Source organism: Pseudomonas sp. AU12215 (genome assembly GCF_001675465.2).
In the GTDB taxonomy this organism is placed as follows: Bacteria; Pseudomonadota; Gammaproteobacteria; order Pseudomonadales; family Pseudomonadaceae; genus Pseudomonas; species Pseudomonas nitroreducens.
The window spans coordinates 16,194-40,978 of the sequence record NZ_MACM02000115.1 but is presented as its reverse complement, the minus strand read 5'-3'; the positions used below and the strand labels follow the sequence as shown (position 1 = coordinate 40,978).

The window sequence follows — 24,785 nt, the reverse complement described above, 5'->3', positions numbered from 1 at the left end:
CTGCAACCGGATCGCCGGCGCAGCTGGTGCGGGCGTGCCAGGGTTGTCGGTGTCTTATGGCTAGGCGCCGAGGTTAACCGTCAATCCTGGCTGCCGTCACGCGATAAGCGCCGACCTTCGCGTCAAGGTAGCCACCATCAACGGTGAACTCGATGAGCGTCCCGTAGACCAGCTCACCCTTGCTTTCTTCCATCAGCACGTCCGGGTTGTCGTTATTAGCGAAGACCCATCCCACGATGCGGGTTTTGCCCCCTCCGATCGTTCCAACGCAGGCCTTCTGAGTCACTTCCACCTGGTTGTCGGGCTTCATGTTGACCACGCGTTTCTTACCCGACGTGCAAAGACCAGACTGCACGCGGAACGAGAAAACCGGCTCGTTGACGACAGCGCCAGTGCTGTCCACCAAACTCGCCGTGACCGAAACCTGCCAGTCAGGATCATGGCCACCCAGCGGGTTGGGCACATAGGCCGGTGTGTGAACGTCGATGCTCAGTGGCTTCTTGACCGGCTCCTGAGCCTGGACGCCCATGATGACGAAAGACGCAAGGACCGCGGCAACCATTTTGGTAAACAGTTTCATGGGGTTTCCTTAGTTTGTGGATGATTAGAGAGGCTACGAAAAATGGCGCGCAGGTTAGCCCGCTTGACGGCTAGCGATGCGATTTTCAGCTTCCTGGAATGCTTCACGCAGATCGCAGCCAGACTGGGAGCGGTACCACTTCACCCAGGCCACGTTCGGACGGCCTTGCTTTGCAAGTTCAGGCTCGGGACCAGCGGTATCACGCTCTTCTTCCCGCTTCTTCTCGGCTCGCTTGCGATGGAGTCTGAAGGAAACGGCCGATGCATCGTGGTAGAAGTCGATGCACAGCTCCCCGGAGGCGATGGTATTGGCTACGGATACATGTTCGCCCTCGAGGGTAATAGCGAAGGCTTGCTTCTCTTCGTCCCAGTTCAGCTCAAAGCCTTTGTAGTGGTGCTGAGCGACCATAATCTTCTCCAGATCAGCAACATATAGCCCGCCCCCATGCTGATATAACCGCATGGGGAGATTCATGAGTCCATCGTACTAGCAGCCGTGAAACTGCAAGCCCGCTTGCAGCTCTATGAGGGATGTTTTAGGCCTTGCCTGCGTCCGGGATTAGCAATCCAAACCGTCAGCGGTAGCTGATAGTCAGCACAGAATGGTCACGCGCAACTTTCTGAATGCGGGTCACCTCTTCAGGCGTGAGAGGCTCCAAGTAGGCTTCCAAGGTTCGACCGGCCGAGCAGGGTTTCACACAGCGCACTGCCCAGAGGTACGCGGTGGCAGAGTCCTGGTTGACGTCTGCCAGGGCCGCCAGATCACCAGCAGCGCTTACTGCACCCTTCTGCCAAGCCTTTTCCAGGCTTGCCCTGGCCAGAGTGAAGTCCTGCTGGGTGAGTACGCCATTCGTGTACATCCGGCCGGCCTGAAGGAGCGCGGCCGCGGATGCATCATCCTGTTTGGCTGCCTCCAGGATCAGCACCGCCGCCTTCTGCCGCAATGCCGGCGTGACAACGTCGCCCTGACCAAGGGAGAAGAGCCTGCGAATAGCCCACGCCTCACCTCTTTCGGCACCAGCGAGCAGCATCCCGGACATCTCGTTGAGTGCCCACTTCTTCACCTCAACGAACTCGGGGCTTTGGCAGCTGGGGATGGTCAGCACGCGATCGCACTCATGTGCCAGCTGGTCGAACTCCTCGTCCAGATTGTCGAACGCACTCTCCGACGGGCCGCTGGCCATCGCTGCCCGCACGGCCTGCGCGAGTCGCTCTGATTTGGTGCCGTGGCCGCAAGCTGCCAACCCAAGGGCCAGCCCTAGAACGACAATGCCCCGCAGCGCACTTGCTGATACTGCCTTGAACATGGATTGCCTCATTCGCCTCTACCTGCAGTCAGGTCTCATCTGTAAGGCACCATCTTCCCCGTCATCGAACTGCCTGGGGCAGCAATCCGCCCCTGGACGGGGGCTCAACTGCTGCGCAAAGGGTCTTTGTTCCCTGGATAATCCGAGCTATACCCATCAGCAAATCGCGCAAGGACTCTGCAGTGACGAAGATTGCGATCAGTGACCAATATGAGATCCACCCTGCAGTAAAGATCCCCCTCTTGGTACTAACGGTAATTCTGTCTATAGCCGCCTTGGTCACAGCAGGCAGCTCATTAGGAACGAAACTGGGCTTCCTCTCGAGCACGCTTTGCATGATTTCTTTATGCCTATGTGTCGTGCCCTCTCTGAAGGTGTGGCGCCGAGTGTCTGATGCGACCGAAAATGAGAGTTGAAGAGACCATGGAAGCTGTGCACCTTCAGGAGAGTATTGACTCGACCATGCCACGAAGAAGCCTGATACGAAGCCTGGTTTCCGCTGAGCTGAGACCCACTGTTTCGAGCAACGACGAGTCGCGACGGGTCGCGAAACTGCTGCTGTGTCTGACAGAGATCGGAGTAAGAACAGGGGGCCTGAGTACACCAGAACTGGTGAGCGATCTGTTGTTTCGTCTAGAAGCCGCCCTCCTGAGGCGCCCTTTGAGCGTGCAGGGCTATCTGCTACTTCTCCGGGTCGATACTGAGAAGTATCTGATCAGGCACCTCAACGATATGACTGAAGGTGATCCACACGAGGCCTTAAGGTCCGTCCTTACGTCTGCTGCAGCTGTTGAGCAAAGGGTGGAATCGTTAGCAGAGTCCTTGCTTTCTGAGATTTCCTCAGTAGAGCAAAATGGGCCGTAATCCCGAGAGTGGACCGGCCTCTAGTGCTCGCTGCGGGTAGCTAGCAAGATCGCGACGGTTACGCCGGTACCGTCGAACTCATTGCAGAATGGGCCGTGCCACTCCAGGTCCCAGCCTGGGAGCAAGTCTTTACCCTTCAGAGAGGCTGGGAGAATGGCCACCAGGCGTCCGTCATCCTTGAGTAGGCCCGCGGCTGCCTGCAGGTGGAGCGTCGCGCGATTATTGGCGAACGGGGGATTGAGCACGATGCGGTCGAAATGCTCAGTGCACTTAGGCGCCCAGGCTAGGAAATCCGCTTCGATTGCTTTGTACCCCTTGCTGGCCAGCACCTTGCAGCGCATGGCCGATATCTCGATGCAGGTCGTGGTCTCAGCCGGCATTTTTGCAGCCAGGGCACCGTTTCCGGCTGATGGCTCTAGGCACCTGTGCCCCTCCCGAATATCAGCCAGCTCCTTCGCGAAGTCGGCGAGGCGCTCGCGAGTCGGGTAGTACTGGTGGCTCTTATCATCCGGCAGCATCCCGCTGATCGCTACCTGGGCGATCGCCGGCTGCGGGTCGTAGTCGAACTCGTACCAGACGAACAGGTTGATGTTATGCCGGACGCCGCCCAGGGCCTCCAGAACCTGATACGCCTCCTCCACCCGTGGATTGGAGTCGAAACGGACGGCATAGGGGTTCTCGGTCACCCGGCGGTAACGGATCTCTCCAGGGGTCTTGGGATCCATCAGAAGCGAGATCACTTCCTGTGGCAGCGACTTGCTGAGTACCGGAAAGTCCTTCGGTGGGCGCTTAGGCTTCGTACGGAAGCGGGAGGGAATGGCCAGCGGGTATAGATGCGCCAGCAAGCTGTTCATCCTCACCGCCAGCTCAGGGTGCACGTCGCAGTGCACGGTACCGACCTTGAACATCTTCATGCGCAAGGCGCCGCCATCTACGGAGTGCCATTCCCCCGTGCGCTGGCTGAGCAGTCTCAGCAGCTTGTACCCGTTACTGGCCTTCTGTTCCGAATGTCCCATGAAGCGAGCAATCACGTTGCGCAGATCGGAGATATAGCCGGCCTTGCTCTCCGCATAGTCGATGATGAAGCGCGAAGTGAAACCCGCCGGGTTATTGGTGACGTGCGTCTTGGACAGGGCTTGGAAAATGCCATCGACCCGCTCTGCGAAGTAAGTGCTCCGCGAAGCAAGCATGCTCTGGAGCGTGCTGCGGACGACGTTCTCTTCGAATGGTGGGGTGGTAAAGCTCTTGATCTGCTCAGACCACTCCTCTCGCCGCTTGTAGGGCATGTACTCCAGGACGTCTGTCAGATTCAGCAGCTCGTTCCAGTAGCAGCCGTTCAGATGCCCGATGGCACCGTCTACTGAGTAAAGGCCGGCAACGCCACTACGGAGTACCGGAGAGAAGTTCTCTGCGTTGCCCGCCATGAAGTGGCTCAGTGCACTACGGTAGGCGGGAGTCTGGATGAACTCCCCCACCGCCTGGATGCTTGCTGCCTCTGCGTTGTAGCGGGCCAGCAACTGGTCGACAGCATCAAAGGCCACCGGGGCGAAGAAGCCCTCGCAGACATCGTCAACCAGTTCCCCAGCAGCAGCGGCTACTTCTGGAAGCTCCACCCGCACGGCGTCTGTGGAAGTGAAGATGTCCTGCTGAATGGTCACGGTGTGTTTCCCCGGCGGATGAACTGGTCACCAGGCTCTCACCATTTCCAAAAGTGCAACCCCACCCTCTCCGACCTAGGCCAGGTAGGCCCGGATCGATGCCTCACAGCCCTCCGGCCATTTGACGTAGGGCTTAACGTTCCCGGCCAGCCCCTTCTTCTCGATAGAAGCAAAGTACTTGTCTACCGAACGGCCAATGCGGATGTAGGCTTTGTCTCTTTCCTTATCCATCATGGTCGGATGACCTGGAATTAGCTTGGGTTTCACACCAGCAAGCAGCCAGGCAGGACTGACTCCCAGCAACATCATCCCGCAGACGAAGTCACGTTGCAGATCAATCTGCCCAGCCTCGAAATCTTTGATCTCCCTCTTCATGTACCCGGTGACATCACCAATCTCGGCGAACCTCAGGCTCCCAGCTTTTCTTGCCTTCTTCAGCCTCTTACCCAACGCGACCAGGTGCTTGATATAGCTCTCAGCGTCGATTACTTGCGATTTCCCTGGGACCACCTTTTTCTGCCCTTTCATTGCCACCTCAGATCTGTGCTTTTTGGGGTTACGCCATACTGGCAAGCCAGAACTTAGAGGCTCGTTTGGCCACGGAGCAACTACCAGAACGGTAAGGGCAAAACGCAAAAAAGGGCTTTTCCGCACGAATTTCTGCGGTCTTTTTCGCCATAGATAGAGATAGCTCTCTGACTACTGACATATGGCGCAACAGCGCGATATTGCGGTCATGTTGAGCCGACGAACGGTCGTATCCGAGCCGGAATCTGAGGGGATCTCAGCGAGTTTGCGAAGTGCTCGGCTACGACTCTGCGTCGAACATCGGGCGCTGGCGCTGGCGCTTGAGGTTCGCTAGGGGCAGAAAATGGGGCTGGGGAATGCCATCCCAGGTGTGCCATTCCCATCCGTGGCACTTGTGGGGTTCAAGAGTCGCGGGGGCCTGGTCATCTTCCAGCTTCGCCAAGGCCCAAAGGGTGACGAAGTGCTTTCCCTCAGATGCGAAAATGTCGTTAGTGGCCATCTCGCACTGCGTGATTTCTCCAAGCCGAAGGCCTGTTTCCTCCAGCACTTCACGGCGAGCACATTCTTCGACGGTTTCCCCAAATTCAAGGCGGCCGCCAGGTACTGCCCAGGCCCCTTCACCATGGGAGCCTTTTCTCCGCCCGACAAGCACCTTGCCCTCTCGGCAGATGATGACGGCTACACCCACTCCTACCGCATTGCTCATCACCATCTCCTAGTACCCAGGTGGTGCGCCGTTGTATTCCGCGGTCGCTTTGAGAAGAGTGTGCATTGTTGGCGGCGTGACGTCCTCAACCTCGCCCAGCACGGCAAGCTTGCTGACGAGGTCAGCGTAAGCAGTATCGATCTGGTTGTATGGCACTTCCCACTGAAGGCCGATAAAGCCGGCGTTGGTGTCCGCGTTATTCGGCGCGAGCCAGTGCATCGCCATGGGATCAGTAATGAACAGGCTGCCCCGGAAGACACCCATTCTGATGTTCTTCTTGCGCGGAAGAATTTGGTTGTAGCTGTGGTCTGCCTGAATCGCCAGAGTGATGAACATCAAGCCTTCAAAGTCCGGGTCAACGTGCGGCCACGCATCGCGGCAGTATATCCAGCAGGTGGCGGAATTTAGAGGCTCTGGCAGTTGGTCGATACCAGCTGTGCAGATCTCAATCTCATTTGCATAGCATCCATGAGATACCTCGTTAGGAATTTCCAGGGACCACAGCCCCTCCCAATTCACTTTCGCCGCTTTCATGCCCGCCTCAACACTTCGGTTCTCGTAGGGTTTCAGTTTCTCATCGGCCGGATAAACCGCAAACTCAAACAACCAGCTGATCTGGCCCTGGGTCTAGAGGTTGCATTCTCCCGACCTGCTGGATAATTCAACGGAATGGGAGGAAATCTCCCGAACATGACCAGTTCAGACGAGGATCTACCAAAATGAGCAATGGCGTTGTTTTGACCGAAGACCAGAGCAGCTCGGAGCTGATGAAGCTGGCGGCGGGAACCCCGATCGCCGTTCAAGTCGACGGCCTCTGGTGGGCCTATGTGAGCGCCGGAGAAGGCAATGTCACCCCTGTCGGCAAGACCAGCTTCGATGACCAGGACAAGGCCTTGCAGGCAGCTCGCGACCACGCCACTGCCCAGCAGCAGTAATTGCCTCTCACGCATTCAGCCAAAGGAATTCCCATGGACGCCGCTCTCCGCTGGACCCCGCAATCGCCCTGCCCGCTGGCAAAAAATGACTGGGTACTGGAAAAGAACATTCAGCATCCGCAGATCGGCAAGGTCGAAGACTGCTACTGGGACGGTTCTTCCCAGGAGTGGGTGATGGATATTGCCCTGTATGGGCCTGAGGGCAACTTTATCGGCCGTTCCTCGCCGGCGATGGGTGGGCCGGAGTACCTCGAGCCTGCGGTTCCCGTTGCCTATTGGGAGCGAATTGAAGAGCCCACCTTCCCGCTTCGCCGCGACACTACCGGCTTTCGCGACTGGCGCGATGGAACCGTGAAGATCGATTTCCGCACTGAGTAAGCTGCCGGCTACTGCTTGCATCTCTGACAACCAGTGTGAGCATGGGGTATCCCTGGAGATACCTCATGCACCTCAACCGCGAATACCTCTGCTGCGCTGACGCCCAACAGGCTGCCAGGCACCTAGCCCAGTCCCAGCCCCTCCCACACGATCTGTCATCACACCGCGACGCGGCAGAGTACATCCTGTCAGCCATTGCCGAAGGCTGGTTCATGCTTCCCTACTGGCGCGAACCTGCCTCCTACAGTCGCGAGCAGTTTGGCGAGATTCACCATCACCTCCAGCACCATCCCGGTCTGCCCGCCGCCATAAAGGCCGCAGAGGCAGCGGTTAACCATGCCAAAGAGGTCTTCAAGGGCCCCCTCTTCGAGCTGTTTGGCTCATACCGAAACAACCGATTGCCTGATCCATTGGTAATGGCAAAGAACGCGCATCAGTCCTGCCCTCGTAAGCCTCTGGATTTTTCTGCCTGGGTGTTCACCGCGCAGGAATTCTGCGACCTGGTGGACGACGTCTCTGCCAGATGCCAGCACGTGCACCAGCTGGCTGACGTCATTACCTGGCCAGGTATGCTGGATGAGGCAGCGTGCTTAGGGGGCAAGGTCGACAGGTTGCGGGCCATTGGACGCCCTGACTGGATCACCCCCATCGTGAAGTCTGTGCACTACTCCTACCTGTCCAGCTCATGCGACGCAGAGCTCAAAAGGCTCGTAGCTGGGTTCAGTGACGGCCGGGCCTTTGTTGAGTTCGTAGCCCGCGATCGTCAGGCCAGGGACTCAGAAAACCAGGCCAACTGGCGTGCGACCAAAGCCATGATCCGAAATGTCGCCGCGGTCCTGGCCGATGCGAAGAGCTACCACCAGGCGGTACTGACCAAGCTGCTGCGGCGCGATCTCGGACGACATTTTTGCGTCAAGACCGTCCACGGACTCGAAGGGACGCGACTGGTGATCACCACAGATACTCATCTTGAGCTTGGCGATAACGCCAAGATCACCGCACCTTTCGACCTGGTGAACTGGGTGCTGGCGCTAGACGATGCCATGGCTAAACAGGCGGATGACGTGTTCGGCTATTGGGAAGCCTGCAAAGCAGCCGATGCTGCGCTTGCAGCCATGTATGCAGCTGAAACAGTTCATGACATGGCAGTCAGTGCATCTAGTTAGCCTCCTGGCATCTTTGCTCGCCAGCAGCGCGACCTATTACACGCACAATTCAACGCACAATATTACACAACATATAGCGGCTATTTTCGCAATGTTGCACAACATATAGTGATCTATATACTTCTCAAATCCGCAGAAACTACCTGCGTAGTTCGAGATAGAGGTTTATTCCCGTGAGCGCACTACTTAGCCGCCCTGAACAGGCCGTTTCCGCAACCGCTATGGCTCGCTCATTTGGAGCTCGGTTGAAGGATGTCTCCAGCGGCGACCTCCCGCACTTAGTCGTTTTCAAAGATAACGAGCCGGCCGCCGTGCTGATTGGTGTTGAAACCTTCCAAGCCATGCAGGACGAACTCGAAGACCTGCGGGCAGAGCGGCTAGCCATCGAACGGCTGGCCACCCTGGATGAAAGTCGCACCATCAGCCATGAGGAAATGGAACGCCGGTTCTTGGCCGGTACCGACTGATAGTGGGTCTGAACTGATCTAGCCCGCCCTGGCACTGTCTTGAGCTCCATGGACAATGCCCAGCACAATCTGCGCGTACTCCAGCAACAGCTTTTCCAGGCGGGGGTATAGGGTCCCCGTTAGAGTACCCTCCTGTTCCAGGGCCTCCGCCACGAATCCCTCAATCTCAGAGCACTTCCCGCTTAGCAGGCTCAAAGCACGGTACTTGTCTGCAGCCGAATTCATTGGAATCGGTCGGTACGCAACGCCACCGGATGCCTTGCTGATGGAGAGCAAGACATCGTTGTTACAAGCGAGCGCCATGAACCTCTCCAGCTCCTCAGGCGTCAGGTACTGCGCTTTTGACGGGTTCAGCTTGGCCTGTAGCAGGTCGTAGTCCATTCCCATATCGATGGAAAGTGCTTTCAACCCTCCCCTGTATTCGCGGCCGGCCAGGTACTGAGCCACCGCCAACCTCGGCACTCCTACAACACCCGCGTGGTGATTCACTCGACTCATGAGAAGCCTCCTGATCTGGAAGGAGTCTCTCATAAGGGTTGCGGCCGAAAAATCAGGTTTATCGGTACACCGGTTTGCTACACCGACAGGGCCCGATTGGCGCTTGCATACTTCCGCGCTGTGGGAAAATGCCCCCGAAGCAAATCGAGGCCGATAAATTGAGTACTCAAGTGTTGATTCGCGTGGTCACGACCGACTTGGCCACCGCGCAAACCACGGAAAAAATCATCGACCACAATGACCGCGAGCAGCGGCAGTGGCTCGGCAAGCATTGTTTCTGGGCAGTCCGGAACAATCATTCCGTTCTGACTACCCCGATCGCCAAGTAAGCAAAAAAACTTGAAAGAGATACCCATGTCCGAGCACACCCAGATTCCGGCCCAGACGCCCGCGAACAAATCTTCCGGTTTCGGTACCGCCGACGTCACCGAAGGCATCGACTACCAGATTCACGGCACCGACACCCAGTTCGTCGAGTTGGAGCTCGACCAGGGTGAAACTGCTGTCGCCGAGGCTGGGGCCATGATGTACAAAACACGGAGCGTGGAGATGAGCACCGTGTTTGGTGATGGTCGCGAGACCACGGGCCTGGTTGGCAAGCTCTTTGGTGCAGGCAAGCGCCTGATCACTGGTGAGTCAATGTTTACCACCGTGTTCACTCAGCAAGCGCCTGGCAAAGGGCGCGTAGCTTTCGCGGCACCCTACTCCGGTACGATCCTTCCCCTTCATCTCAAAGACTACGGCGGCACGATCATCTGTCAGAAGGACAGCTTCCTCGCCGGCGCCCGTGGCGTGTCCATCGGGGTGCATGTCCAGAAGAAAATCCTGACCGGTCTGTTCGGCGGTGAAGGCTTCATCCTGCAGAAGCTACAAGGCGACGGCCTGGTCTTCGTGCACATGGGCGGTACCGTTCACAAGCTTGAACTGGCAGAAGGCGAGAGCCTGGATGTCGACACTGGTTGCGTCGCAGCAATGACGCACCAGGTCAATTTCGAGATCCGCAAAGCTGGCGGCCTGAAATCTATGCTGTTCGGCGGTGAAGGGGTGTTCTTCGCAAGCCTCACCGGCCCAGGTACCGTCTGGTTGCAAAGTCTTCCCTTCTCCCGCCTGGCTGGCAGGATGCTGGCTGCAGCACCTCAAGGCGGCGGTAAAGATGCAGGCGAAGGTTCGATTCTGGGTGGACTTGGCCGGCTTATCGATGGTGACTGATCACCAGCCGCGACCCAGTCACCCAATTCCCCTTTCGCGCCCCTGCAACTGGTAACGATGATGGAAACAAACCAAGGAATTTCGGAACAGGCTCGAGTAGAACAAGCCATCCGTAAAGCCGTGAAGACAGACGTAGCCTTGTCGCTTATCTGTCTGGCGCCTCTCGTCTCCCTGCTTTGGAAGGTTGTTCATGACGAACGATTCACCATTCCGACCCTGGTGCCCATGGCGCTTATGTACTGCTGGGCCATCGGGATGTGCTACTTGCTGCTGATCCGGAAGATTCGCGACAAGGGGCTGCGTCGATCGATCCTGCTGTTCTCAAGTGGGGCCTTCGCTTCGTGCTTTGTGCTCTCCTTCGTGGTTTTGCCCGCGATGCTGGCGGTCGGCGCCGCCCCCATCGGCACTTACCTGATGACGAAGTTGAGGGCTCGGTATTACTTCGAGCTCGACCTGCGCAAGGAGTTGGCAGGCAAAACCTCTGGCCAGGGGCTGCTTGAGGTCTGAGCGGCTGAACCAAACGATGACGAATTTGCGGATGAGGGTTGAACCGTGACCGACAGAAGCGCACCCCCTGCCGACCAGGCAGAAGTATTCAACAGGATCCTCGACAACTTGAAATGGGAGGAGCGCCTCCCAAGGGGGTTTGGCGGTCTCATTGAGAACCGTCTGCCAGTGGAGGGACAGTTCTTGATCACGGGCATCCACAACGGCCCGAAGCCCCACCGAATCGGCTATGTGGTGCAGATTCGCCGTAAACAGGGCCGGCTCGGCACAGACAACTATCTGCTGCGCCACGCTGATGGAACCCTGATGCAGCACTCCGATCAGTTCTTCGCGGCCGCGACTCCAGAGGAGATTGATGCGATTCGGCCGTTCTTCGGCGAGAACCTGCCTGAAACCGAGGACTACAGCCATGGTTATGACCTTGGAAGCCAGGAAAGCCGTGCGACGGGCTTCATCATTGAGCCGCCTGCAGGCTTCCAGCCTCGAGGAGGCGAAGGCACCAGCATGCGCGTAACCCAGACGGATCCGGATGGCCGCCGCTCGACCACTCACATTGCCTTTATCTAGATCGATCGCGAACGCGGCCAGGCCATGGCTTGCATATCCTGGGGGCGGCGCATCATGTCGGCATCATCTCCAGGAGCACCAATATGAACGCTGAACAGCGCAAAGCCGCTATCGCGAACCGTGTTCGCCGGGCTCGAAACCACAACCACCAAGCCATCCTCTATCGAGCCAATGGCGACCGGAAGAACGCTGGCCAGTTCGTGGGCAAGCGTGACGGCTACATGGCGATTGCCAGAGCCCTGAAGGCCGAGGCCTGGCACCAGCCCTGATATACGCCTTCACTGGCCCTTCTCAGGGGCCGTTAGACGCCCTGGAGTCGCCTCGCACTGGCAGATTGGGGTGTACTGGTCACCCGCGGCCAGCCTCTTTCCATCAGTACCCAGCGAAATAGGAGACCACCCCAGTGCAGAACCCAACCCCTCCAGCTGGCTGGCAGCTTTGCACCCAGCGCGATTGCGCTCTTCACCCCCGGTGGTCTCCCGGCTCCTCTGCCTCTCATTGGCACGCACCAGCGGAAGGGCAGTGTCTCACCGCACACATTGCTTACGAACCGGTTCCCGAGGTTGTCCAGGGGCGTCTACGCGACCTGATCGAAGCCCGAGCCACCTCGACTGATCTCGATGACGAGTTCCGAAGCCGCGGCCGCCTGGAAGGCTACCTGACAGCCCTGCATGACATGGGACTGATCAGCAGCAACCACCCCCTGCGCATCCTCAATCGATAGGTCAGAAGCAAGCGTCCCAGGTAGCTTCTGACGCTTGCAATTCCAGCGCCTGGGGCATCATTGCGACATCGAGTTCCGAACAGGCTTCGGAGCACCCCTGAGTCGCAATCCGAGGATCATCCCGAACATGAGCCTGACCGACCCTAAAGCCGTAGTTGGCCGCTCGCGCACCGGCTATGACCGTCCCGTGACTGTGAACGGAGTGTTGATGGGGCACGCCAGCTTCGCCAAGTGCTACCCCACAAGCTGGTGGAACTATCAGCCCGTTGATGGTGGCCGCCTTGAGCAGCATGCTGACCTGAGCCGTGTGCGCGACAAGGCAGTACTCATGTACAAGCGCCAGCAGGCCGCCGAGCCGCTTCCCCCGATCCAATCCCTCAAAGCATGCCCGCACTGCAGCGCAGACGGGTTTTACGTTGAGTACGAGGCCTCCGGGACAGTTTCTGAGCACCGGCTATTCAATGGCCAGCCTGCTGACAACACCAGCATGTACGGCGGTCTTCGGCTGAAAGCTTTGGCCACTGCCTTCTGCAGCAACTGCTTTAAGCCGATCGCGCGCTGGAATGAAGCACTGGACAACAAAGCCTACAAATAGGCAGTCCGGCTTCAGGACGCCATAACCGCACAGGTTCACCTCTCGAAGTGCCTTCGTGCGTGTTCGGCTTGCAGAGAGCACAACGCCCCTCTCAGGCTTCCTGCCACCGCCCTATCGGCCAGATGCGGTCGGCGTATGCCATCGCTGCCTCTTTCGTCTTGAAGCGCCTGCGCATGACCCTGGAGGGGTGGCCTACGTCGCTCTTGTCGCCGGTGATGTACGGCGGCCAGGCATGCCAATAATCGGCCTCTGGCTCGTCGTTGGAACCGTGAGGCTGAGCCGCACCAGCCATATCGCTGCGCGTCCAGCTGCTGGGGCGGAATTCGCGCCAATGGGAAGCTTGTTCGCTCATGAGCTTTTCAGCTTTGGTGATCTTGGCCTTGGGACTTCTTGAAGGCGCTCCAGGCATCAGCGGCGATGCCAGTATCACCAGCAGCACGCATCCAGCGCTGGCGCTCGGCGGTCGTGAGCGAGTTCCACCAGGTCATGCCCGCATGCTCGTCAGCTGAAGGCTGCCGATCCAGCTCCAGAGTTGCGTTAGCTCTACTTGTCATTAACCGCCTCTCTTCCCCCGGCACGCGCTGATCAGCGATGACGTTGGGCGAAGGTGCTTATGGGACTTAAAGAACCTGGTGCACCGCCCGCGAGGGGGACGCTCACCTGGCCCCAGACGTTTGAACCATTCTCCATAGGCCGTCTGGCCCTTCATGAAGAACTTCAAGCGCAGCTGCAGGTCTGGGTCCCCTTTTGGATCGAAAGGCCAGCCATCGGAGTCGACCCCAAAGGGGAAATTGTGAGATGCAAAGCCGATCATCGTGGCCGAATGCATGATTGAGTCTTCCGCAGTGGACATCAAGATCATTGTAACAACCCCAGAGCGAATGCCGCGTATCGCCATTTCGCGTGCCGTGTTAAAGCGCTCGCCTCCCGTGACACGACATGCCGATCTCGCGGACGCTGAGCCCATATCGGGCAACCCGGTTCTTCTCAGCAATGGTGCTGGATCTGTAGCCCTTCTGGCTGAACCGCCAGAGCTCCTCGGCCGTGAACCCGTATTGGTTCATCAGCCTCTGCTGAGTGCAGCCACACGTCCCGGCATCTTGCCGCCAGATTTCGCAGAGGCCCGCGAGTGTCTGTTCCACATTGTTTTCGGCCACCTTTGCTGCTGGTGCTGCAGCCAGAACGGAGCTGGAAAACACCATCATCGCCAGGAGAAATTTCTTCACTTGCTGCAGATCCTTGTCTTGAAAACCAAGGTCAGTCTGCAGGCCTAGTCGCCGCCGCGGCGCTCAATCTGCCCCAGAGTCGGACCCTGGGTAGGGTCGCAATTCCACTTTCCAGCACCAGCGGCGGTGACAGAATCAGGGAACACTCCCAAGACGAGCACTACACATGGACAACCAGGTCACGCACTTCAATCCAGACGGGGCTTCTACCTTTCCTCACATCGCAGCGGTCGAAATCCTGCTGGGCGGGGTCGGAAGAAGCATGTTTCCTGATGGTACGGAGCAGTTTCTGGAGGTTGTTGGCGAGACGGTGCACGTCTACTCCCCTCGCCTGGTACCGGCAGAGCTGGAGCGCTTCTGTCAGACCAACCTTGAGCGGTACCAGGCCTTCCATGAGGAGAATGAGGAGGCCATCCAGAACTACGAGTGCGTCCCGATGGCCCCTTTTGGGAGTGAGCGTCTTTAGCGGGGAGTGACGGAGAGGGTCAGTCGGTGATTTCGACTTCGACGTTGAAGCCAGGCAGATCAGGCTGAGCGTCATCCAGCGCCGCAACGACGTGGTCGTGGAACTCCTGTTCGCTCATGTTCATGTCGGCGAGTTCGTCGGCACTGAGGGAAACTTTCACAATCATGCTTTTTTCATCCGATTCATTGAGAAGGTTGGGGAGTGGCCTGCTGACACCTGCCGGCGCTTTCTGCCGCCGCTGCGAGGGCGCGTCTTGCGCTATCCCAGCTTCATCCATGGAGCCATATCCGCGGACGGTGCTACCGGGTTCCGGTCAGGCCACTCTCCGATCGCCTCGACGAAGATCCACAAACGCTAATCGACCACCTTGAACTCGTACACGTCGAGCCGCAGCTTGCTTCCGTCGCTGAAGACGTACACGCGATTGATGCAGCTGTCGCTTTCCATCGCAACTGCCAGCTCACGGGCCTCCTCAATGGCAGGAATCATGTAGCCGCCGTGTTTCTTGTGATCTTCGACGATTCGCTGCGCGGTATTCATCGGCGCCGAAGCCGGAGCGCAGATCTGGACAGCTGTCTCCGGCTGCTCTGCGTAAATCGCATCCACAGCCTCGACCTTGCCGTCACACTGTGGACACCCGGCGACATTGGACTCTTGAGATACGCCGCGCACAATGTGTGCCAGGCACTGATAGGTTGTGGGCATTCAGGTTAATCCTCGATAGGGCTTTAAGGCCTGCTCGCTAGATTTTCAATGAGGCATCCGCCCAAGTCGCAAACTGACCAGGGCCAACACACGCGAGATGGGATAAGCATCTCATCGGTACCAGGAAGTGCAACTGGGGTACGGACCTCCATCAAAAAGACACTTCGATAACGGTCGCTCGGCCATCCAGGGTCTGGAAGTCGCACAATCCCAGCTGCACCACTCGGGGTTGCTGGTGCGCAACAGCGACCTCTACTTGCTCGCGAAATGCTTCAATCTCGCGCTCAAGCGGTGCGCGGCCAGTAGCGGCCTCGATCTTCGCTTTGAAATCGCAAAGGGCCTTTTCTTCCTGGGTGGTGCTCTTCATGGGTACAGCCCCTGTTTTGATAATGGCCCCGCTACGCCGAACCTTTCGGACCCGCGAGCTCTTTCAGCGCTGCAGCCGCCTTCGCGATGCCCTTGCGCGCATTCCCCTTGCCCAAACGCATAATCAGCCCATGCAGTTCAGCGAACTCCTTCGGAGCGCCGTTACTCAGGGCTCCTGAAGGGTAACCCGACACCGGAGCTTCTTTCAGCACGCGCGGGGTGAACTCAGTAGTTCCGAGTGCATTGATTGCGACATCCCTGACGCGGACCGGCCGCAAGAGATCCTTCAGCGCGGTCTGGGCAGCCTCGGCAAGTGGCTTTAGTGGATCCGTATCAGCCCAGGTAGACATATCGGCACTGCGCATCAGCCTGGCGGGCCGCGCCTCGACTTTGCGATAGTCCTCGAACAGCGCCATGCGGAGCTCATAGGCCTTGCTACTGAGTTCGTGGAAGGGGGTTCCTGGCTGTCCCAGCTCTAAAGCCGATCCGATCGCCTCACGCCAATCAGCCACTTCGTGATCAGTGATCCCCCATGCTGGGTACACGTCCTCGTTGAGCATCCTGATCCAGTCCGGCATCCACTCGGGTAGTCCCTGCTGCTCGCGCCAGTCATAGGCACGCTTTTCCCACTCAATGCGGTCATGTTCATCGTGCTCACGCACGGCTTGCGCAACATTGTCAGCGACGAAGAAACGGAAGGTGATCCAAGTCGTATCGCCGGTGTAGGGCACGACCTGCAGGAGCATGTCCGGGTTGGGTGTCGTCAGGATGTATTTCGCCAGCTCCTTGTAGTCATCCCAGCCAACGTTGGGATAGCCGAAGCGGCGAAACATGTAGGCAAAGAGCGGCCCGTACTGGATAGATTCTCCAAGCACCCCGGTGATCACCGGATCTTCCACTGAGGGAAATCGCTCAGAATAGGAGATGTGGGACCTGAAGCAGAGCACGGTGTACATTTGACCGGCCTTGATGTTGCCAAGCTTCAGCTTGAATCGCGAAGTTGCTGCCACGGTTTCCTCTCAATCATCTCTCGATTTGGTGGCAGCGTCTCACGGAGCTTCAGGAATGCAACCTGGGCCAGCTGCAGAGTCGGCCCCGCGGCTACTTTGCCGAAGCGTGGCCAATGCGGCCGTACTCGCCCACTTCCTTGGCGATCTTCACAACATCCAATGGCGATGTTTGATCGGCAGCCTGGTACCACTGCCAAACCTGAGCACGGGTCTTCTGCCCGAACCTGGCTTCGATCAGCTCGAGGTACTCGAGGCCCTCCCTGGGGAATATCCGAATCACTGCGATGAGAAGCGTGCCCAGAGCAACACTTCCCAGGGTAAAGAGGCTCGGCAGCAGCATCGACTGGTACGGGGCGAATGCCCACGCAACGCAGCAAGCTACGGTCGCAGGTAGAAGGGCAGCTTTGGTGAACAGCGTGAACTTGCGCTTGGACGCGAGAAAGCCGATGACCATGTACAGGCTCCAGCGATCGACTTCATCCCCATCATGCTCAAGCACCCTGGCCACCGCTTCGGCTCTGAAAGCCCCACGATTCGGCAGGGAGACCAAAACGCCGTTTCAGCTTTGAGGTAGCCACCAGAAAAGGCTTGTGGACCCCAAAGAATCCGCCAGCGACCCCACCCACCAGAGCGATGAAACCATGGTATTTCGGCGCGACGAGTAAGCTGGTGATCCAAAAGAGCACGAGCATAATGACGATGGCCAGGACGACATCAAGCGCCCTCCCGATCATCTGCCCCCGAGGATTGACTGGGTTACTGGCTGACATATTGGTCTCTCACTCTTAGGAAAACGGCGGCGGAAGGTCAGTGATGACCGCGCTATGCCGGTTGAACTGCTCGAGGGTCGGCCGGATGTCTGCAATGGAGTCCGGGTGCACCTCGTAGCCCAGGTTGGCAACTTCCTTACTGAGCTTGGTGAAGGAGCCGCGGAACCCATTTTTCCGGCAGGAATAGCGGACGGTCCGGTAGCGGCCGCTGGATGGGCAGGCGTAGCGGAAGAGCATGTACAGGACGTCCTGGCGCCCGCGCTTTGAAAACTCGCGTAGTTGCAGGCCCACGATGGGGCTCATGATCCCCGGCGACATGCTCAGTGCGATATCGAACATCACCCGGTCACGAAGGAACCGCGCTCGCTTCAGCGCCCGCTCCTCACCGAACTCGTTCAGGCACACGGAGAGCTTGACCCGTTCGGTGCCCTTGCGAATGTGCACGCGGTACCCGGACTTCACGTCTTCGATGTAGCCGCGCTTGGCGGTAAAGGCGCTGTCAGCATCTTCCGCGAGTTGGACCAGGGCACCAGCAATGGTGGGCTTGTCCATCACGGCGAGCACCGCGAAGACCGTCTCCAGGTCCTCAGGCGGTAGGGATGCCAGCTTCTCAATCGTGGTGAAGTAGACGGCTGGATCCACCAGGTGCAGAACCGCCTCCTGGAAGCATCTGTCCAGGCTGGATTGTGGCTTTGCCACACGTTCCATCTGCTCTTCAGTCATCAGACCGCGCAGCTCAGTCGTCTCGCAGGCCTGGTGCGAAAGGGGAGCGCTCAGCTCCGGAGAAGCCGACGCGTTGTTCAGCTCCCAGACCAGGCGATCTCGCAGGTAGCGCAGGCGCTGGTAGAAGCGCTCTTCGCCGAAGTTGTTCATGTTGACCCGCACGCTGCTGCGGTGGCCGCCCTGCCAGCGGAATCGCACTCGGCCAACCGGCGGGCTGACCTCGAAGTACTTGGTGGTGTGGCCAAACTCCAGGTCAGCAGCGGCAGCCATTTCTCGCATATCGCTGGCGCTGGATGGAGTTTTTGCGGATGTGATGATGGTTTTCGCCAGGTCGCGTGTCGACGGATTCATGTGGCGGAGCAGATCTGCCGGGCACTCGTACACGGCAGAGTCGACAAAGGACAGAACGACCGACTGGAGCATGCGCTCTTCGGTAGTTTGCGGTTTGGCGAGGGCTGCGATCCAGCCCAGGTCAACCTGAGTCATACAGCGGTTCCCTGATAATTTGCTACCAGGGAATGATGACAGCCGGGCTGGCTGGAATATGGCCAGTTCGCCCCCATGGTGGGGACAGTTGCTGGCGCTCGAAGATACTTCTAGCCCTTGTCGAACCCGTGAATTCGGTCGAACGCTGCCTTGGGATTATCCGCCGCCAGCTGGGCCAGCTCTGGGGCCAAGCAATGCAGTACGTTCCAGGCCTGTCGAACGGCCTTGTGGTTTTCCTTGAAGTACTGGATTGAAACCAACTCTTCAATGGCTGCCTTGAGGCGCTCATCGGTGAGCTCCGGTATCTCGGCACGCGGAACGTATTCGACGCCATCAATGATCACGGTCGGCATAGGCACCCCTATTGGTCGTCAGGCGGGACAAGGGCAAGGCTACCTTCAGTCACCAACGACCGGTAGAGCGCCTCCCCTTCCCACTTAAGCAATGCTCGCTGCGGGCTGTCAGGCCCCTGGAGCCCGTCTCTGCGGATAAGGCGCCGGACAGCGTCACGGTGCGCAGGACTCCAATCCTCTACCCGCTTGGGAAGAGTCCATATCAGCTGAGCTTCACGCCGCGCAAAGCCCGCCAGCCGCTCCCGTTCCGCTCGGGTGAGGAACGGAACTGCGGCGCTGAGCAACCCTTTCGCCTTGATAGTGACCCGCCCGCCCTGCCCGGCCGGCGGAAGGTAAACGCGCACCCCTCCTGCCTCCCAGGCGGCTTTAATACGTTCGTAGAACATGCTGGTGCCTATGCTTTCTCTACTGAGGTTTCGCGTATCACGCCTTGATACGCCATGTTCTTGGTGTGGCCGCAGCAGCTGGGCACAGGCGTTGTTTCAGGTGCTTCCTGAACAACGGTCTGCAGCAGCTCCTTCTGGCATTTCCGGCAGACGTACTTGAAGTGGGTGGGTTTGGCTTCCATACGGGGCTTCCTCAAGCGGCTTCAATTGGCAGTGATTCGATCAGGTTGCGGACTTCATCCGCATAGGCCCACCAGAGGATCTCTTCGGGCTCGACCGTCCACGCCTCACTGCATGCAGTGCTCCAGCGTGGGGTGCTTTCCTCATCAAAGCTGTCGTAGTGCGTGACCTTCAAGGCGTGGAGCCCGTGGGTCGTGGTCATGGCGATGAGCTTCGGCGACTCGCCATCGTTCAACCTCGGCGGAACTTGTGGCGAATATCGGACCATCTCGAACACCTCTTCTCTAAAAACCATGCTGGCATTCTCCCACGACCGCCGTATATGCAAGTCCGCTCCCTGTCGTGGTCACGGTTTGGCAGTTGCAAGTTCGGTGTCCCGTGGGAAGCTACCTCCATCATCAAATCTCGGAGGTCGCCAATGCGCTTCGATCGCCATGCCCGCTTTGAGGGCATCAACTTCACTTCCCGCAAGGAATCTGCCTTCGGGCGCAAGCTGCAGCGCGAGCAGGAAGCTCTGCCGCTGTTCGCCGAACAGATTGCATCTGAGCAGCGCGGATGGGACGAAGAGAAGGCGCGTCGTGAGGCTGCATCCAGGCAGACTCTCCAGAACTGGCGCGACCTGCAGGCGAAACATTGGCGCAAGCTGCGGGCTTCCTACTACGCCATGGACGCCGAGACCCGCGCTCGTTGCCGTGAGTACATGAAGGCCTGGCGCGGCCCCTGCAACCCTGTGAACTTCATCTACATCGTGGAAGGTTTCAACGGAGTCCGCGAGGCTCGCAACAAGGAGCTGCGGGAGCGCGATCGTCTTTTGCGGGAAGAGATCGAGCGTAAGCTTGATGCCGAGATGCACCAGCAGACCCTGCTGCAGGCCTGACCTGACCATACGTTATGCTGCTCGTAGTGCTGCAGCCGAAAATTTCTCACCGGGAATCCATGATGATCGACCAGGAACCCTCCGAAGCCCTGCCTACAAGCCACCCAGAAGCATTGCGCCTGCTGAGTGATGGGCTCTGCCTTATTCGTGAGGCTGCTATAGATGCGCCTGACCATGCACGGAGGGTGGCGGATGCTCTCCACAACCTCCCTGGCTGCATCGCTGGCGAGGATCGTGGAGACGAAGCCTATCTGGGTGAGCTGCTTAAAAATGGCCGTGCTTTGGTTGACGACCAATCCTGGCGCCCAACCTCCAACACGCCCCCTCAAGTTATTCATCGTCAAGAACCACTTCTGTTCAGCCGCCCAACTTCCATTGCTCTCTACTTCGCTCTTATGGTGCTGGGGGTGATGACGCTCCCTGCAGCAACCGTGCTGCATTCCCCTCTTCGCATCACTCTTCATGTGGCGATCACTTTAGGAGTCGCTTTTTGGTGTGCGCGATCAACTCTTCTGTATCTCCGGCCGGCGCCACAGAAAGGCTGACAGTAGGAGCAAGCCTATGAACAAACTCATGGGCCCACCGGCCCCTGGCCCGGTAGTTCGGGTTGTTGCCCGCGGGATGTCAGTGGCTATCCGGGTCGACGACGATGGTGACGCGGAAATCGTCCGGCTGGCGCTTGAAATGGCCCAGCGTCGGCGCTGGGGTGTCCACGGTGCCTGCCAAGCCGCCCTGCAATCCGGAGCACAGCGCTAACGCTCCGAAGCACTTCTTTCCAGTAGCCATGCCCGCTTGGCTCGCGATTACTGAATGCCCTGATGGCGCGCGAATTTTGCGGCGACTATAGGCTTGCGCATCCAGCACCTCGTGAGACGCTAGTTCCAAAGCGAAACCGAAGTAGGAGTTCAACCATGAGCAAGCCCGCATACCCAAGCCCGCAGGAACTGGAAGTGATCTATGCAGAGCGTGACGAAGCCGTAGCGGCGCTGGCCGCCAAGGGGAAAATCGAGGCTGCGGACCTGGCGCCACTCGATCGGCTGGGGCGCTGCAAGGTCGCTAATGAGCACTGGGGCATCTGTGATGAATCGGCTCGCCACGCTCTGCTCAACGACACGCACCACTTTGTCCGCGCATGTGCATGCCTCGCGGCCTAAATCGAGATTCCATCAGAGAAATGCCTTTCAACGGGTGAACGCGAACTCAGGTGAGCGCCCGGTGACCACTCCCCACCGTTCGATACTCGTAGTGAGAGGACCGACAATTGTCCCTGCTTGACCAACTACGCAATGGCCAGGGCACCAGCGAGCAGCTGGATGCCCTACGTCGCTATGACGACGTCATGGACCATGAGATGGCCCGCTTCACGGAGCAGGCCGAGGATGTACCCCAGGCACAAGCCGGCTTCAATGTCCTCTACCGGAACCATCTGCTTGAGAAGTCGAGTCTGTACAACAGGCTTCTCAACGGGGGAAAACCACTCCTCATCCCTCCACCGGTGTCGCACAGTTACCCGTGGTATGAGGCTGTTGAAAGCTCCGACCCGATTGGGATTATGGAGCCTGCTGACGCTGAAGAGTGGTCTGAGAAAGAGGGCGACCGCGAGCGGATGCTGATCCACCAATGCTTCTGGGACGTGCTGGAGCGTCAGGGCGAGCATACCTTCATCGTGACGTACGGCGGCTGGCAGCAGATGGGCTTCACCTGGAAGCTCTGGCGGGAGGATCTTCCTGCAGAACAGGCAACAGCATCCCTTTGCTGCCATCACTCCCAGGAGAAGCGCTCACTGGTGACAGAGGAAGACCTGCGGCAGGAAGCCGAGTACTTCTCGAATCGCTGGAAGACTGGCCTGGTAGATGCTCTGACGGCTGCAGCACCAGCAGAGGCCCCTCCCCTGATGGGCAAGGGCCTGTTCATTGACCGCGGCGCTTATGAGCAGCTGGTGCGCCAACGCGAGCACAAACGCGCGGTTGAGGAACTACTGTCCAGGATAAAGGCCGGGCTTCCTGATCTGCCTACAGATGAAGAAATGGCAGTTAAGACCCAGGAGAACATGGCAAGCCGACTCGGTGATGACTGGTTTATCCGTGATGGACTGCTCTACCACCGGAGCTGGCGCCTACAGCGCATCTCTCCAGCTCAACTCAACGACACCCACTACCTGGCCATCTAAGTTGCATCTCTGTCGACCTCGAGCATCATGCAATCGACGTGCGGCCCGTGGGGCTGTGAGACTGGTATTTGGATGCCGAGAGGTGAGACGCAAATGACTGATTCGACCAACCCGCTGACGAGCCAATGGTGTCCCGACAAATGCCCGATCAGCGGCCGGCCATTCTTCATGTGGATTGAACACCCTCAAAAGGGGATGGTTCCGACCTATGGCGGCCCGCTGGACAGCTACACCCTGGCGGAGCGGGATCATGAAGGCACTTTCCAGTGTGAGCGCTACGATCACGATGAAGGCGCCTGGCGTCTGGACGTTATCGAGTGGATCGACCTGCGCCTGGTTGACGGCCAAAGTGCCATCTCCAGTGATGGCGAAAAAGCTTCCTCTGACCGTGTCGAAGGCGTCGTATTTGAAGACTCCGAGCAGCGCCGCAAGCTGTCGAAGCCGATCCCGCTGAACCGCGGCGACGACGTAGAGGTGTTCCTTCTGCACAGCGAGCCCGCTACCGAGGATGAGCGTGGCGCCTGGTATCCAGCCAAGTTCGTTGCGCTGTGCCTCAGCAAGGTGAGTCCCGAGCCGATCGTACAGCGTGCCGGTAGCATGCCGATCTATGGCACGTGGAACGGTGTTCGCCTCCCCGCCGGCAAGAAGCTGATCGTGGCGCCTCAGCAGAAGACCGAGCAGCGCAAGCCTTTCATGTTCGTCCAGCTGCATGCTGGGGACGTGATGGATTGGACGCTGGACCCCAACTTGGCTGACGCCTGGAAAGAGGAAGGACAAACGGTGGCCAACCTCTTCACCGAAGCCACCTGATGACAACAAGCCACACGGACTCTGCACCACCGGCGCCGGCCGCCCGCCCCTGCGATCGCGCAGGGACGGCTCGCTGGTGCAGCGGTGTCGACGTTCGCCAAGTGCGCCTGGTCAGCTCCACACAGCCAGGTAACCTTGAGCACAAAGGCCCCCTTGTGTGGATGTGCGCGGATTGCCGTGCGGTGCACGGATGGCGGGTTGCAGTATGTTCGACTCATGAGACGCTAGAACCCTAGCAGTTTCACCCATGCACCTCGCTAGCTTGTGGTGCATGCCGTTACTCCATTGGAGATTTATTGAATGACCGCACGAACCTTCGAGCTGATCGAAAGCTCGGGCAAGCCGATCAAAGCCTGGACCGTAGGCGTCCAGGTAGAAGAAGCCGCCAAAAAGCAGCTCCGCAATCTCGCTGGCCTTCCCTTCATCCACTCGCATATCGCAGCTATGCCCGATGTGCACTGGGGTATGGGCGCGACTGTTGGCAGCGTTATCGCTACCAAGGGCGCCATTATTCCCGCTGCGGTGGGGGTCGATATCGGCTGCGGCATGGCGGCACAGCGCACCTCCCTGGTCGCATCGGATCTGCCGGACAACCTTGCGGCTCTGCGCAGCGAGATCGAACGACGCATCCCTCACGGCCGTACCAACAACGGAATGCCAGGCGACCGCGGTGCCTGGGGCGAAATGGCGCCTGGCGCCAGCGGGCACGGTGAGCTGGCCAGCCTGATGCTGGAGCTCGAGGGCCTGGTCAAGAAACATCCCAAGCTGGAGAAGCCTGCCCGTCGGGCGATTACTCATGCCGGAACTCTCGGCACCGGCAACCACTTCGTCGAAGTCTGCCTGGATGAGGAACAGCGCGTCTGGGTCATGCTGCACTCTGGCTCGCGTGGGATCGGCAACGCCATCGGCACCTACTTCATCGAACTAGCCAAGGAAGAGATGCGCCGCTGGTTCGTCAACCTCCCCGATGAAGACCTGGCTTACCTGCCTCAGGGCAGCGACCACTTCAAGGATTACTGCGAGGCAGTCGAGTGGGCTCAGCGCTTCGCTCGCGTGAACCGCGACCTGATGATGGGTGCTGCAATGGAGGCGCTGAAACTGGCGGTTCCAAAGCCCTTCACCTGCGACCAGGCTGCAGTAAATTGTCACCACAACTACGTCAGCTGGGAAAAGCACTTCGGCGAGAACGTGATGGTTACCCGCAAGGGCGCCGTACGAGCTGGCGAGGGCGACCTCGGTATCATCCCCGGAAGCATGGGTGCTCGCTCTTTCATTGTGCGCGGCAAAGGTAATTCGCAGTCCTTCTGTTCCTGCAGCCATGGCGCTGGCCGTGCAATGAGCCGAGCAGAAGCGAAACGCCGCTTCACCCTGGAGGACCACGTCCAGGCCACGGCTGGGGTAGAGTGCCGCAAGGACGAGGACGTGATCGACGAAACGCCTGGAGCCTACAAGGACATTGATGCCGTGATGGCTGCACAGTCTGATCTGGTTGAAGTCGTCCATACCTTGAAGCAGGTACTTTGCGTCAAAGGTTGAACAGGTTGAGGCCCCGCTCGGGGCCTTTCCCTT

General features: G+C 58.7%; 39 protein-coding genes. 17 read left to right on the top strand and 22 right to left on the bottom strand.

Features of this window, described 5'->3' with window-relative positions; genetic code table 11:
* Positions 1–73 precede the first annotated feature (73 nt).
* The 7 genes from A9513_RS15040 to A9513_RS15005 form a co-directional block, all read right to left on the bottom strand.
* Entirely contained in the window at positions 74–580 is a 507-nt protein-coding gene (locus A9513_RS15040; protein ID WP_065327511.1) for a hypothetical protein, read from the bottom strand.
* Between the two features lie 54 nt (positions 581–634).
* Positions 635–1,054: a hypothetical protein gene (locus tag A9513_RS15035; RefSeq protein WP_141678428.1), complete on the bottom strand. Its 420-nt coding sequence runs from the start codon at positions 1,052–1,054 to the stop codon at positions 635–637.
* Between the two features lie 100 nt (positions 1,055–1,154).
* On the bottom strand, positions 1,155–1,886 hold the full coding sequence (locus A9513_RS15030) for a hypothetical protein (protein ID WP_065327509.1): 732 nt from the start codon (positions 1,884–1,886) through the stop codon (positions 1,155–1,157).
* 884 nt (positions 1,887–2,770) lie between these two features.
* Entirely contained in the window at positions 2,771–4,408 is a 1,638-nt protein-coding gene (locus A9513_RS15020; protein WP_083196138.1) for a class I SAM-dependent methyltransferase, read from the bottom strand.
* A 75-nt stretch (positions 4,409–4,483) separates the two neighbouring features.
* On the bottom strand, positions 4,484–4,936 hold the full coding sequence (locus A9513_RS15015) for a helix-turn-helix transcriptional regulator (protein WP_065327507.1): 453 nt from the start codon (positions 4,934–4,936) through the stop codon (positions 4,484–4,486).
* Between the two features lie 280 nt (positions 4,937–5,216).
* Complete coding sequence (locus A9513_RS15010; protein ID WP_065327506.1) at positions 5,217–5,642, bottom strand: NUDIX hydrolase; 426 nt, start codon at positions 5,640–5,642, stop codon at positions 5,217–5,219.
* A 9-nt stretch (positions 5,643–5,651) separates the two neighbouring features.
* Positions 5,652–6,248: a hypothetical protein gene (locus A9513_RS15005; RefSeq protein ID WP_065327505.1), complete on the bottom strand. Its 597-nt coding sequence runs from the start codon at positions 6,246–6,248 to the stop codon at positions 5,652–5,654.
* Between the two features lie 113 nt (positions 6,249–6,361).
* On the opposite strand from A9513_RS15005, the gene A9513_RS15000 reads away from it, so the two are divergent.
* The 4 genes from A9513_RS15000 (at position 6,362) to A9513_RS14985 (ending at position 8,588) form a co-directional block, all read left to right on the top strand.
* Positions 6,362–6,577, top strand: coding sequence for a hypothetical protein (locus A9513_RS15000; protein WP_065327504.1), 216 nt, complete (start codon positions 6,362–6,364; stop codon positions 6,575–6,577).
* A gap of 33 nt (positions 6,578–6,610) precedes the next feature.
* Complete coding sequence (locus A9513_RS14995; protein ID WP_065327503.1) at positions 6,611–6,955, top strand: hypothetical protein; 345 nt, start codon at positions 6,611–6,613, stop codon at positions 6,953–6,955.
* 65 nt (positions 6,956–7,020) lie between these two features.
* Complete coding sequence (locus tag A9513_RS14990; RefSeq protein WP_065327502.1) at positions 7,021–8,121, top strand: hypothetical protein; 1,101 nt, start codon at positions 7,021–7,023, stop codon at positions 8,119–8,121.
* Positions 8,122–8,366: 245 nt separating this feature from the next.
* Positions 8,367–8,588: a type II toxin-antitoxin system Phd/YefM family antitoxin gene (locus A9513_RS14985; RefSeq protein WP_232925017.1), complete on the top strand. Its 222-nt coding sequence runs from the start codon at positions 8,367–8,369 to the stop codon at positions 8,586–8,588.
* An 18-nt stretch (positions 8,589–8,606) separates the two neighbouring features.
* Here the strand turns inward: A9513_RS14985 and A9513_RS14980 are convergent, their stop codons facing one another.
* Positions 8,607–9,086, bottom strand: a complete 480-nt coding sequence (locus tag A9513_RS14980; protein ID WP_065327500.1) for a phage regulatory CII family protein — start codon at positions 9,084–9,086, stop codon at positions 8,607–8,609.
* 77 nt (positions 9,087–9,163) lie between these two features.
* The gene (locus A9513_RS35580) at positions 9,164–9,442 is read right to left on the bottom strand and encodes a hypothetical protein (RefSeq protein ID WP_141678427.1); all 279 of its coding nucleotides are present in this window, start codon (positions 9,440–9,442) and stop codon (positions 9,164–9,166) included.
* Between A9513_RS35580 and A9513_RS14970 the strand changes: the two genes are divergently transcribed.
* From A9513_RS14970 to A9513_RS36085, 5 genes are all read left to right on the top strand, one after another.
* Positions 9,441–10,295: a TIGR00266 family protein gene (locus tag A9513_RS14970; protein WP_065327498.1), complete on the top strand. Its 855-nt coding sequence runs from the start codon at positions 9,441–9,443 to the stop codon at positions 10,293–10,295. The two genes, A9513_RS35580 and A9513_RS14970, sit on opposite strands and share 2 nt — an antisense overlap.
* 60 nt (positions 10,296–10,355) lie before the next feature.
* Positions 10,356–10,802, top strand: coding sequence for a hypothetical protein (locus A9513_RS14965; RefSeq protein WP_086250766.1), 447 nt, complete (start codon positions 10,356–10,358; stop codon positions 10,800–10,802).
* Between the two features lie 45 nt (positions 10,803–10,847).
* The gene (locus A9513_RS14960; RefSeq protein WP_065327496.1) at positions 10,848–11,369 is read left to right on the top strand and encodes a hypothetical protein; all 522 of its coding nucleotides are present in this window, start codon (positions 10,848–10,850) and stop codon (positions 11,367–11,369) included.
* Positions 11,370–11,452: 83 nt separating this feature from the next.
* Positions 11,453–11,638: a hypothetical protein gene (locus tag A9513_RS14955; protein ID WP_065327495.1), complete on the top strand. Its 186-nt coding sequence runs from the start codon at positions 11,453–11,455 to the stop codon at positions 11,636–11,638.
* Positions 11,639–12,220: 582 nt separating this feature from the next.
* On the top strand, positions 12,221–12,688 hold the full coding sequence (locus A9513_RS36085) for a hypothetical protein (protein ID WP_176707248.1): 468 nt from the start codon (positions 12,221–12,223) through the stop codon (positions 12,686–12,688).
* A gap of 91 nt (positions 12,689–12,779) precedes the next feature.
* Here the strand turns inward: A9513_RS36085 and A9513_RS14945 are convergent, their stop codons facing one another.
* Together A9513_RS14945 and A9513_RS36535 are read right to left on the bottom strand one after the other, a co-directional pair.
* Complete coding sequence (locus A9513_RS14945) at positions 12,780–13,040, bottom strand: hypothetical protein (RefSeq protein WP_065327494.1); 261 nt, start codon at positions 13,038–13,040, stop codon at positions 12,780–12,782.
* A 7-nt stretch (positions 13,041–13,047) separates the two neighbouring features.
* Positions 13,048–13,176 carry a hypothetical protein gene (locus A9513_RS36535; RefSeq protein WP_255302863.1) on the bottom strand — a complete coding sequence of 43 codons (129 nt, stop codon included), beginning with the start codon at positions 13,174–13,176 and terminating at the stop codon, positions 13,048–13,050.
* A 339-nt stretch (positions 13,177–13,515) separates the two neighbouring features.
* Here A9513_RS36535 and A9513_RS35575 point away from each other — a divergent pair, with 339 nt between their 5' ends.
* Together A9513_RS35575 and A9513_RS14930 are read left to right on the top strand one after the other, a co-directional pair.
* Entirely contained in the window at positions 13,516–13,962 is a 447-nt protein-coding gene (locus tag A9513_RS35575) for a hypothetical protein (protein ID WP_141678426.1), read from the top strand.
* A 118-nt stretch (positions 13,963–14,080) separates the two neighbouring features.
* Positions 14,081–14,380 carry a hypothetical protein gene (locus tag A9513_RS14930; protein ID WP_065327491.1) on the top strand — a complete coding sequence of 100 codons (300 nt, stop codon included), beginning with the start codon at positions 14,081–14,083 and terminating at the stop codon, positions 14,378–14,380.
* Positions 14,381–14,399: 19 nt separating this feature from the next.
* Here A9513_RS14930 and A9513_RS35570 read toward each other — a convergent pair whose 3' ends face one another.
* The 10 genes from A9513_RS35570 to A9513_RS14885 all read right to left on the bottom strand — a co-directional run bounded on the left by A9513_RS35570 (position 14,400) and on the right by A9513_RS14885 (position 19,654).
* Positions 14,400–14,657, bottom strand: a complete 258-nt coding sequence (locus tag A9513_RS35570; RefSeq protein ID WP_141678425.1) for a hypothetical protein — start codon at positions 14,655–14,657, stop codon at positions 14,400–14,402.
* 77 nt (positions 14,658–14,734) lie between these two features.
* On the bottom strand, positions 14,735–15,085 hold the full coding sequence (locus A9513_RS14925; RefSeq protein WP_065327490.1) for a hypothetical protein: 351 nt from the start codon (positions 15,083–15,085) through the stop codon (positions 14,735–14,737).
* 151 nt (positions 15,086–15,236) lie between these two features.
* Positions 15,237–15,452: a hypothetical protein gene (locus A9513_RS14920; protein WP_065327489.1), complete on the bottom strand. Its 216-nt coding sequence runs from the start codon at positions 15,450–15,452 to the stop codon at positions 15,237–15,239.
* A gap of 31 nt (positions 15,453–15,483) precedes the next feature.
* Positions 15,484–16,461: a hypothetical protein gene (locus tag A9513_RS14915; RefSeq protein WP_065327488.1), complete on the bottom strand. Its 978-nt coding sequence runs from the start codon at positions 16,459–16,461 to the stop codon at positions 15,484–15,486.
* 91 nt (positions 16,462–16,552) lie between these two features.
* Positions 16,553–16,915: a hypothetical protein gene (locus tag A9513_RS14910; RefSeq protein ID WP_065327487.1), complete on the bottom strand. Its 363-nt coding sequence runs from the start codon at positions 16,913–16,915 to the stop codon at positions 16,553–16,555.
* A gap of 37 nt (positions 16,916–16,952) precedes the next feature.
* On the bottom strand, positions 16,953–17,231 hold the full coding sequence (locus A9513_RS14905) for a hypothetical protein (RefSeq protein ID WP_065327486.1): 279 nt from the start codon (positions 17,229–17,231) through the stop codon (positions 16,953–16,955).
* A gap of 15 nt (positions 17,232–17,246) precedes the next feature.
* On the bottom strand, positions 17,247–18,440 hold the full coding sequence (locus A9513_RS14900; protein WP_065327485.1) for a hypothetical protein: 1,194 nt from the start codon (positions 18,438–18,440) through the stop codon (positions 17,247–17,249).
* 110 nt (positions 18,441–18,550) lie between these two features.
* Positions 18,551–18,793 (bottom strand): hypothetical protein, encoded by a 243-nt coding sequence (locus A9513_RS14895; protein ID WP_065327577.1) that lies wholly within the window; start codon positions 18,791–18,793, stop codon positions 18,551–18,553.
* A 394-nt stretch (positions 18,794–19,187) separates the two neighbouring features.
* On the bottom strand, positions 19,188–19,361 hold the full coding sequence (locus tag A9513_RS36080) for a hypothetical protein (RefSeq protein ID WP_176707247.1): 174 nt from the start codon (positions 19,359–19,361) through the stop codon (positions 19,188–19,190).
* A gap of 11 nt (positions 19,362–19,372) precedes the next feature.
* Positions 19,373–19,654 carry a hypothetical protein gene (locus A9513_RS14885; RefSeq protein WP_232925253.1) on the bottom strand — a complete coding sequence of 94 codons (282 nt, stop codon included), beginning with the start codon at positions 19,652–19,654 and terminating at the stop codon, positions 19,373–19,375.
* Between the two features lie 123 nt (positions 19,655–19,777).
* Between A9513_RS14885 and A9513_RS14880 the strand changes: the two genes are divergently transcribed.
* The gene (locus A9513_RS14880; protein WP_065327483.1) at positions 19,778–20,236 is read left to right on the top strand and encodes a hypothetical protein; all 459 of its coding nucleotides are present in this window, start codon (positions 19,778–19,780) and stop codon (positions 20,234–20,236) included.
* Positions 20,237–20,250: 14 nt separating this feature from the next.
* Positions 20,251–20,781, top strand: coding sequence for a hypothetical protein (locus tag A9513_RS35565; protein ID WP_141678424.1), 531 nt, complete (start codon positions 20,251–20,253; stop codon positions 20,779–20,781).
* 79 nt (positions 20,782–20,860) lie between these two features.
* Here A9513_RS35565 and A9513_RS36075 read toward each other — a convergent pair whose 3' ends face one another.
* Complete coding sequence (locus tag A9513_RS36075) at positions 20,861–21,022, bottom strand: hypothetical protein (protein WP_176707246.1); 162 nt, start codon at positions 21,020–21,022, stop codon at positions 20,861–20,863.
* Between the two features lie 125 nt (positions 21,023–21,147).
* Here A9513_RS36075 and A9513_RS14875 point away from each other — a divergent pair, with 125 nt between their 5' ends.
* The 4 genes from A9513_RS14875 to A9513_RS14860 all read left to right on the top strand — a co-directional run bounded on the left by A9513_RS14875 (position 21,148) and on the right by A9513_RS14860 (position 24,752).
* A complete protein-coding gene (locus tag A9513_RS14875; protein ID WP_065327482.1) occupies positions 21,148–21,390 on the top strand; it encodes a hypothetical protein in 243 nt (80 codons plus the stop codon).
* A gap of 107 nt (positions 21,391–21,497) precedes the next feature.
* Positions 21,498–22,406, top strand: a complete 909-nt coding sequence (locus A9513_RS14870) for a hypothetical protein (protein WP_065327481.1) — start codon at positions 21,498–21,500, stop codon at positions 22,404–22,406.
* Between the two features lie 93 nt (positions 22,407–22,499).
* Complete coding sequence (locus A9513_RS36325; RefSeq protein WP_198731563.1) at positions 22,500–23,216, top strand: hypothetical protein; 717 nt, start codon at positions 22,500–22,502, stop codon at positions 23,214–23,216.
* A gap of 300 nt (positions 23,217–23,516) precedes the next feature.
* A complete protein-coding gene (locus tag A9513_RS14860; protein ID WP_065327479.1) occupies positions 23,517–24,752 on the top strand; it encodes an RtcB family protein in 1,236 nt (411 codons plus the stop codon).
* Positions 24,753–24,785 lie beyond the last annotated feature (33 nt).